Source organism: Enterobacter sp. UNJFSC 003 (assembly GCF_036903355.1).
Classification (GTDB): domain Bacteria; phylum Pseudomonadota; class Gammaproteobacteria; order Enterobacterales; family Enterobacteriaceae; genus Enterobacter.
Map to the genome: position 1 here is coordinate 1 of NZ_JBAKHK010000079.1, position 329 is coordinate 329.

Annotated in this window: 1 pseudogene; it reads left to right on the plus strand. The window is 54.1% G+C overall.

Annotated elements, in window-relative coordinates:
- Positions 1 to 329, plus strand: a pseudogene (locus V5P19_RS23175) (transcriptional regulator); the annotation flags it as partial.

Here is a 329-nt window from a genome sequence, read left to right on the forward strand (position 1 = left end):
GTGGTGTTGTCACGCAACCTTCCGCAACTGGGCATTGCCAATCTGCGTGTTCGTGATCAACTGCTGGAAATTGGCAGTCAGCAACTGGCATTTACCCATCAGGAAGCGAAGCAGTTTTTTGATTGCCGTCTGTCATCGCCGATTGAAGCCGCAGAAAGCAGTCGGATTTGCGATGACGTTTCCGGTTGGGCGACGGCACTACAGCTAATCGCCCTCTCCGCCCGGCAGAATACCCACTCAGCCCATAAGTCGGCACGCCGCCTGGCGGGAATCAATGCCAGCCATCTTTCGGATTATCTGGTCGATGAGGTTTTGGATAACGTCGATCT